Source organism: Bacillus altitudinis 41KF2b, assembly GCF_000691145.1.
Taxonomy (GTDB): domain Bacteria; phylum Bacillota; class Bacilli; order Bacillales; family Bacillaceae; genus Bacillus; species Bacillus altitudinis.
This window is the reverse complement of record NZ_ASJC01000026.1, coordinates 1-7,844: the sequence shown is the minus strand read 5'-3', so window position 1 is coordinate 7,844 and position 7,844 is coordinate 1. Positions and strand designations below refer to the sequence as shown.

Here is a 7,844-nt window from a genome sequence, read left to right as displayed (position 1 = left end):
AAAATCAAGTTCATTTTAGCCCTTTGTCAAAAATCTGAAAAAAGCCCCTTACAAAAGTAAGAGGCTTTTTACGATGGCGTTTATGCCCAATTTTTCACTTTTTCATGGTCAGTCACAAAGAGAAGAACTTTTCCTTCGTCTAAATGTTCTTCAAATGTCTCAGCTTCTTCTTTTGAGAAACCAATTTCGTGAATCTTATTGCGGAGTTCATCTCCCTTTTTGCTAAAGATGTTTCCAACCGCATGCTTGAGTCCAACTTCTTTTGGACCTATCGTATTGGCATCTGCGTTGCTTGCAATACGCTCAGTTCGATCATCGTCATGGGACAGAACATAAATGTCCTCTCTTGCAACACCGAGTTGTTTTAATTGCTCCACATCTCTTTGAAGTGTTTCATCATTTGAATACTCTCTTACAACAGGTTTCATTTATTATTCCTCCTTTAACGTCTTACGAATCTTTTACCCGTCACTTTTGTCATTAAACCTTCCTCCAGCACATCCATTTTTACTCTGTGAACTTAATGCGTCTATGGACTTATTTTTGACAAAAAGACTGTAAAAATGACTAAATTTTCTGAAAAATTGTATGCTTTCCTTGTCATTTGTTGTACAATTCTTATACTGGAGGCTAGAAATGGGGTGGAGCTGATGTATTATTTTTCAGCTGAGCAGCAGTTTAATGCATGGGTTGTCAGTGATTTGGTGAAACAGCTTTTTCAAAAATGGAATCCTGAAGAATCAAAAGCAAAGCCGCTTACTTTGTTTGCTGAACAGCACTTTCACATCTGCATCGATTATCTCTTTTCTATTATTATTAACATTGGAGATATCGAGTCAATCGAACAAGATCCACAAGACCTGTTGTCCTCATATTTAAATATCCTTTTTCCTTTTGTGACGCACGATATGATGAAAGCCTCCATGCAAAATGCAAATGAATATTTATTAAAAGAACGTGATGCGGATGAGTATCAACTGTTTGGTTGTCTCCCGCCGCTCCTTTCTGTCTCTCTTCAAAAAAAGTAGTCCCCTTCTTTTAGATGGTGGCTGCTTTTTTGTATGTGCTTGGAAAAGACCGTATGTTTTGAACGAAAAGAAGCATCATGTTAATGTAAATCTAGGTTGCAAGTGAAAGGGAGGATTTGACATGAGTCAACAAAAACAAATTCAATTAGCAAAACGTCCAAAAGGGTTACCTACTAAAGATGTTTTTCATTTTGAAACAGTTGATATACCAACGCCGCAAGATGGCGAAGTCTTGATTCAAACGAAATATGTGTCTGTAGATCCTTACATGAGAGGAAGAATGCAAGATACAAAATCCTATACACCTCCGTTTAAACTCAATGAAGTGATCCAGGGTGGTGTGGTCGGAGAAGTCGTCGAGTCCAAATCTCCTCAATTTGAGAAAGGGGATTTTGTACTTGGATTCCTTGGCTGGCAGGAATATTCTACTGCCAAAGCAGAGTCTCTGACAAAAATTGATCCATCCATTGCGCCGTTATCTTATTACTTAGGGATTTTGGGCATGCCAGGACAAACCGCCTATTTTGGACTTCTTGCGATTGGTCAGCCAAAAGAAGGCGAAACGGTTGTCATTTCTGGAGCCGCAGGTGCCGTTGGTTCTGTTGTCGGACAGATTGCTAAAATCAAAGGTGCCCACGTCGTAGGAATTGCCGGATCTGATGATAAGCTGGCTTATTTAAAAGAACTGGGCTTTGATGAAACCATTAATTATAAAACAACAAATGATTTAGATGACGCCATTGCAAAAGCCTGTCCAAACGGTGTCGATGTGTATTTTGACAATGTGGGCGGCGAAATCTCTGATGCTGTGATGAATCATTTGAACCGTTTTGCACGTATTCCAGTCTGCGGCGCCATTTCTTCTTATAACATTAGTGCAAGCGAAGACATTGGCCCTCGTGTGCAAACAAAACTCATTAAAACAAGTGCATTGATGCAGGGCTTCATTGTTGCCAACTACTCTGATCGTTTTGAAGAGGCGGCAAAAGATCTCGCACAATGGGTAAAAGAAGACAAACTGACTTACAAAGAAACCATTATCGAAGGTTTTGACCATATTCCAGATGCATTCCTTGGACTATTCAAAGGGGAAAATGTCGGAAAACAACTTGTCAAAATTTCATAACAAAAAAGGACCCTGCCAATTATGGAGGGTCCTTTTCTTATGCCTGCTTGGGCGCAAGGTGCAGCTGGCCTTGCTTATACACGATTTCTTCAAGCGTAAGATTCAGCTTTTTCGCCATTTTTTTCAGCATTGATTGCTCTTGAGGTGTGACAAGACTGATGACTGCGCCTTCTTTTCCTGCGCGTCCGGTTCTACCTGAACGGTGGATGTAGCCCTCTTCATTTGGCATATCTGCATGAATGACGTACGGTAAGTCGTCGATATCAATGCCTCTAGCCGCAATATCTGTTGCAAGGAGGAGCGGGAATTCACGCTGTTCAAACGCCTTTAAGATGACAGCACGCTCTGCTTTTTTCGCTTCACTGTGAAGCACACCAAGGTCGACATGGTGATACGCTAATTTTTCTGCATAAATGCTCAAATTCGTAATATCTCGCACAAAGACAAGCGCCTGCATGTCCTCAAGCCGTGATAGCTTTTGCAGCAGTTTCACTTTGTCACGCTGATCACATAACAGATAATAGTGACTCACTTTCTGCGCTTCTTCCTCGCTTCTAGCAATTTTCAATACTTCTGGTTCAGTTGTCATTTCTTTGATCAGCTGAACGGTTTCTTCTTTCAATGTTGCAGAAACACAAAGGATTTGTCTTTCTTTTAATGTGGACTTAATGATCCCTTGGATCGTTTTCATATGCTCTGGCACAAGAAGCTGATCTGCTTCGTCTAACACGATCGTTTTCACTTCATGCATTTTCAGTTTCTTGATTTTGATTAACTCTTGTACGCGACCCGGTGTCGCCACCACGATATTCGGGTGTTTTTTTAGCTTTTCCTGCTGCTTCTTGATATTTGCCCCACCTATTAAGGAAATAGCTTTGATGTCTGAACCTTGTTTGAACTCTTGCACAACATCAAAAATTTGCATCACAAGCTCTCTTGAAGGTGCCAAGATTAAGACTTGCGGGTGTTTGATACTCACATCAATTTTATTTAAAAGCGGCAGAACATACGCAAGGGTCTTCCCTGTTCCAGTCGGTGATTCTGCGATCACATCGCGTTTTTCCGTAATCCACTCTGCTGTTTGTTCTTGTATCGCTGTTGGCTTCTCAAAGCCAGCCGCTTCAAAGTTCTTTTGAATAAATGGCTTTGCTTCTTTCAAAAATGCCCAATTTTCCGTCATGTTGATCTCCTTTATCCTCATTCAATCTATCCTTAAGTATCTCAAAATCAGCTTTGAAACGCAATTTTTCTTTTGATGCTTTTATCGAGCCGGACAGTTCGATATAATCATGAGAGGCACTAGCCGTTTTGAATCTATTTGAGGTGTAAAAAATGATATTATCTGTTAAAGATTTAAGTCATGGCTTTGGCGACAGAGCCATTTTCCACGAAGTCTCCTTCCGGTTATTAAAAGGCGAGCATGTCGGCTTGATCGGCGCCAACGGTGAAGGAAAGTCAACGTTTATGAATATTATTACTGGCAAGCTTGAGCCAGATGCAGGAAAAGTCGAATGGGCAAAAAATGTCCGTGTCGGCTACCTCGATCAGCATACCGTGCTTGAAAAAGGAAGAACCATTCGTGAAGTCCTTCAAGATGCATTCCATTATTTATTCTCAATGGAAGCCGCAATGAATGACATTTACGAAAAAATGGGTGAAGCAGATCCTGATGAGCTAGAAAAGCTTTTAGAAGAAGTAGGCGTCATTCAGGATGCCCTGACGAACAATGATTTTTATATCATTGATTCCAAGGTAGAGGAAATTGCAAGAGGTCTTGGGTTAACAGATCTCGGGCTCGATCGTGATGTGACAGAGCTGAGCGGCGGACAGCGGACAAAAGTACTGCTTGCGAAATTGCTGTTAGAGAAGCCTGAAATTCTTCTTCTTGACGAGCCGACCAACTATTTAGATGAACAGCATATTGAGTGGCTGAAGCGCTATTTGCAGGAATATGAAAATGCGTTTATCCTCATTTCACATGATATTCCGTTCCTAAACAGTGTCATTAACTTGATTTATCATGTCGAAAATCAAGAACTCACGCGATACGTTGGTGATTATGATCAATTTAAACAAGTTTACGAAGTCAAAAAGCAGCAACTAGAGGCAGCGTATAAAAGGCAGCAGCAGGAAGTGGCTGAATTAAAGGATTTTGTCGCGAGAAATAAAGCACGTGTCAGCACAAGAAATATGGCGATGTCTCGTCAAAAGAAACTGGATAAGATGGACATGATTGAATTAGCGGCAGAAAAACCAAAACCAGAATTCCACTTTAAACCTGCACGTACATCAGGGAAATTGATTTTTGAAACGAAGGATTTAGTCATTGGGTATGACGAACCGCTCTCTCGTCCATTGAATTTAAAAATGGAACGCGGACAGAAAATTGCGTTATACGGTGCCAACGGTATCGGAAAAACGACACTGCTCCGAAGTCTTCTTGGAGAAATATCCCCCATTTCTGGTGAGGTGGAACGCGGAGAATTCCTGCATATTGGCTACTTTGAACAAGAAGTAAAAGAGCAAAACAGCAACACTTGTATCGAAGAGGTGTGGAGCACCTTCCCATCGTACACACAATATGAAGTCAGAGCTGCCCTTGCCAAATGCGGTTTAACGACAAAACATATTGAAAGCCGTGTGTCTGTTTTAAGTGGTGGTGAAAAAGCGAAGGTCCGCCTTTGCAAGCTCATTAACGAAGAAACCAATTTGCTTGTTCTCGATGAGCCGACAAACCACTTGGATGTCGATGCAAAAGAAGAATTAAAGCGCGCGTTAAAAGAATATAAAGGCAGCGTCCTATTGATTTCCCACGAACCTGAATTTTATCAAGATGTGGCTACTGAAACTTGGAATTGCGAATCCTGGACAACCAAAGTATTATAACGACAAAAAAGCCTTATATCGTTTGCAGATATAAGGCTTTTTTCTATTAATGACCTGCCTGGATATTCACCAAATGCTTACGGCCAAGAAGCAGGATGACCATTCCTAAGAGAACAACAGCCGCCCCTACATAATAAGGGGTACTTGCTGTGTAAGTTTCAGCGAGAACTCCCGCAATCCAAGGCGCAATCGCACCACCAATAAATCGTACAGCACTGTATGAAGATGATGCAATTGAACGCTCAACAGGAGCTGATCCCATCACAGCCGTCGTCAGCACCGTATTGATCATGCCGAGGATTCCCCCAGCAATGACAATACCGCAAATGACCACGACCACATGTGATGTCCATATTCCAATGCCGAATAAAATCACAGCAAACGAAGCAAAGAGAACAACAAGAGCTGTTAATGTACCCAATTTGCGATGAATGACCGGCGCTGAGAAGACAGATGTCACAGCCAAAAATAATCCCCATCCAAAAAAGACATAGCCAAGACCATGCTCATCAAGATGGAGCACAAATGGCGAATAAGCTAGAAGAACAAAGAATCCAAAATTATATAAGAAAGCAGCAGATGCCATCGTTAAAAGCCCTTTGTATTTCAAGGCTCCAACAGCTTCAAATAATTTCACCTTTTTCTGCGGCTTTTGTATAGGTGGAAGCATAAAAATAATAGCTAAAAGAGCAACGAGCATTAACACTGCCACGCCAAAGAATGGCCCGCGCCAAGAGATCGTTCCAAGCTCACCGCCAAGGAGCGGCCCAACAGAAATCCCAAGACCTAGTGCCGCCTCATATAAAATGATGGCTTTCGCACTTCCTCCAACAGACACACCGACAATCACTGATAATGCCGTTGAAATAAATAAGGCATTCCCAATGCCCCATCCGCCTCTAAAACCAATTAATTCATTAATGGTTGAAGAAGTACCGCCTAAAGCAGAAAAGACAATAATAAAGATGAGTCCTAATAATAACGTCCATTTGGCACCAATACGACTAGAAATAAAACCGGTAAAAAACATCACAAAGCCGGTGACAAGCAAATAGCTCGTAAATAAAAGAGACACCTGACTTGGAGATGCATGTAATTGCGATGCAATGGCTGGCAAAATCGGGTCTACAAGCCCTATTCCCATAAATGAAATCACACAAGCAAAGGCCACCGCCCAGACGGCCTTTGGCTGTCTAAGCAAACTCGTACGCTGTTTCAATACTTCTTCTTCCTTCATTCCATCAGAACCTTTCCTACAGTTGATTAACAAAATAAAATAAACACGCTGAGGTGTTTATTTTTGTAATTGCTCAATGGCATGAGCCGCTCTTTCTTTCATCATTTCAAGATCCTTTTTAAAGGATTGAATCGTTTCTAGCTTTTTTGTAATCAATTGATGCTGCACAGTCAGCTGCGCATCAATATCTAACAGCTTCTCTAATCGTTCCTTCGGGTCAAGAGATAACAGGTAGCCTTCTTTATTCAGCTCAAGCTGTTTTCCTATTTCCATAAACGACTGAAGCTCTTGTAAAGAAAAGCCAAGTACTTCTTTGGCCTGCATCACTTTCTCCAGTTCTTCCATGTCGTCCTCTGAGTAAAGTCTGACACCGCCCTCTGTCCGCTTTGGTGCTGATAATAAACCAATCTCTTCATAGAAACGAATGGTCCGTTTCGTCAGACCGCTTCTTTTCGCCACTTGATCAATTTTCATCCATTCCATCACCAGTGCCTCCTGCTCATCAATTCATGTTTTATTATACACCTTTGTGACCTTAACGTAAACGTTAATGTTTGATCACTTGATTTCTATTGTGGTTTGATGCAGAATAAATAGGAATCATTACGTTTTAAAGGAGGTACCATATGCGTTCATTTCCATCCAAAAAAGAACGACACGCACAATTCGGTTCTGTCCCGCCAAGCGCTAGAACAAAACCTTGTCAAAAAGAGGACATGATAGACATCCAACAAACCGAACAGGACTTTTATTTTGATCTGGAACAGGTCGGAATTTGCCGTGTGTCGTACCCTGTACATATTTTGTCTAAAACGGCTCCACAGCACCAAACCTCTTCCGCTGATTTTACGCTGAGTACATATTTGCCAGCTCATCAAAAAGGCATTCATATGAGCCGTCTCACCGAGCAGCTTCACTCATTTTATGAGAGCGGAAAGCCGGTGGATGTGGATTCCTTAAAAGAATTGACCGCACAGCTTGCCACGCAAATGAATCAGCCTTCTGCCTCGATTCAAGTTTCCTTTCCGTGGTACATGGAAAAAAAGAGTCCCATCAGCGGAAAGTCCGGTTTGATGCATGCAGACGTGCAATATGACATCCACTTTCATGAAGAAAACGGATGGATTTGTCATATTGGCTGCACTGCTCAAGTGACAACGTTATGTCCTTGTTCAAAAGAAATCAGTGAATACGGCGCACATAATCAGCGTGGCACTGTATCGATTCAGGTAGAGCTGTTTGAACAAGGTCAACTCCCTGATGACATGAAAGCAGATCTACTGCAGATCATCGAGTCTAATGCGAGTGCGCCCCTTTACCCTGTACTCAAAAGACCAGATGAAAAACAAGTGACAGAAGAGGCCTATGAAAATCCACGTTTTGTAGAGGATGTTGCGAGGTTAATTGCAGCAGAGCTATATGAACAAAACTGGATTAAAGGCTTTCAAATTGAGTGTCGAAATGAAGAATCCATTCACCAGCACGATGCTTATGCCAAATGTTCTTATCAAAAAAAACTGTAGAATGTCTCTACAGTCAGGCTGTCGAGAAAATCTCGACAGCTCTA

At 41.6% G+C, this 7,844-nt stretch carries 8 protein-coding genes; 4 read left to right on the top strand and 4 right to left on the bottom strand.

Annotation, left to right across the window (positions count from 1 at the left end):
- Window positions 1-80: 80 nt before the first annotated feature.
- Complete coding sequence (locus BA79_RS18585; protein WP_007496775.1) at window positions 81-428, bottom strand: YflT domain-containing protein; 348 nt, start codon at window positions 426-428, stop codon at window positions 81-83.
- Between the two features lie 222 nt (window positions 429-650).
- Here BA79_RS18585 and BA79_RS18580 point away from each other — a divergent pair, with 222 nt between their 5' ends.
- On the top strand, window positions 651-1,028 hold the full coding sequence (locus BA79_RS18580; RefSeq protein ID WP_017366799.1) for a YfmB family protein: 378 nt from the start codon (window positions 651-653) through the stop codon (window positions 1,026-1,028).
- A 121-nt stretch (window positions 1,029-1,149) separates the two neighbouring features.
- Window positions 1,150-2,154 (top strand): NADP-dependent oxidoreductase, encoded by a 1,005-nt coding sequence (locus tag BA79_RS18575; protein ID WP_024718590.1) that lies wholly within the window; start codon window positions 1,150-1,152, stop codon window positions 2,152-2,154.
- Window positions 2,155-2,191: 37 nt separating this feature from the next.
- Here BA79_RS18575 and BA79_RS18570 read toward each other — a convergent pair whose 3' ends face one another.
- Window positions 2,192-3,334 (bottom strand): DEAD/DEAH box helicase, encoded by a 1,143-nt coding sequence (locus tag BA79_RS18570; protein ID WP_035704525.1) that lies wholly within the window; start codon window positions 3,332-3,334, stop codon window positions 2,192-2,194.
- Window positions 3,335-3,486: 152 nt separating this feature from the next.
- Here BA79_RS18570 and BA79_RS18565 point away from each other — a divergent pair, with 152 nt between their 5' ends.
- On the top strand, window positions 3,487-5,040 hold the full coding sequence (locus tag BA79_RS18565; protein ID WP_008343192.1) for an ABC-F family ATP-binding cassette domain-containing protein: 1,554 nt from the start codon (window positions 3,487-3,489) through the stop codon (window positions 5,038-5,040).
- A 46-nt stretch (window positions 5,041-5,086) separates the two neighbouring features.
- On the opposite strand, the gene BA79_RS18560 is transcribed toward BA79_RS18565, so the two are convergent.
- Both BA79_RS18560 and BA79_RS18555 read right to left on the bottom strand, forming a co-directional pair.
- Window positions 5,087-6,277 carry an MFS transporter gene (locus BA79_RS18560; RefSeq protein ID WP_008343194.1) on the bottom strand — a complete coding sequence of 397 codons (1,191 nt, stop codon included), beginning with the start codon at window positions 6,275-6,277 and terminating at the stop codon, window positions 5,087-5,089.
- Between the two features lie 57 nt (window positions 6,278-6,334).
- Window positions 6,335-6,760, bottom strand: a complete 426-nt coding sequence (locus tag BA79_RS18555; RefSeq protein WP_017366797.1) for a MerR family transcriptional regulator — start codon at window positions 6,758-6,760, stop codon at window positions 6,335-6,337.
- Between the two features lie 143 nt (window positions 6,761-6,903).
- Here BA79_RS18555 and folE2 point away from each other — a divergent pair, with 143 nt between their 5' ends.
- Entirely contained in the window at window positions 6,904-7,800 is an 897-nt protein-coding gene (folE2, locus tag BA79_RS18550; protein ID WP_035704522.1) for a GTP cyclohydrolase FolE2, read from the top strand.
- Window positions 7,801-7,844 lie beyond the last annotated feature (44 nt).

Bases quoted from the DNA above. Each gene is read 5' to 3' on its own strand.
- BA79_RS18580 (WP_017366799.1), top strand. From the start codon at position 651: ATGTATTATTTTTCAGCTGAGCAGCAGTTTAATGCATGGGTTGTCAGT.
- BA79_RS18555 (WP_017366797.1), bottom strand. From the start codon at position 6,760: ATGGAATGGATGAAAATTGATCAAGTGGCGAAAAGAAGCGGTCTGACG.
- BA79_RS18565 (WP_008343192.1), top strand. From the start codon at position 3,487: ATGATATTATCTGTTAAAGATTTAAGTCATGGCTTTGGCGACAGAGCC.
- BA79_RS18575 (WP_024718590.1), top strand. From the start codon at position 1,150: ATGAGTCAACAAAAACAAATTCAATTAGCAAAACGTCCAAAAGGGTTA.
- BA79_RS18570 (WP_035704525.1), bottom strand. From the start codon at position 3,334: ATGACGGAAAATTGGGCATTTTTGAAAGAAGCAAAGCCATTTATTCAA.
- BA79_RS18560 (WP_008343194.1), bottom strand. From the start codon at position 6,277: ATGAAGGAAGAAGAAGTATTGAAACAGCGTACGAGTTTGCTTAGACAG.
- folE2 (WP_035704522.1), top strand. From the start codon at position 6,904: ATGCGTTCATTTCCATCCAAAAAAGAACGACACGCACAATTCGGTTCT.
- BA79_RS18585 (WP_007496775.1), bottom strand. From the start codon at position 428: ATGAAACCTGTTGTAAGAGAGTATTCAAATGATGAAACACTTCAAAGA.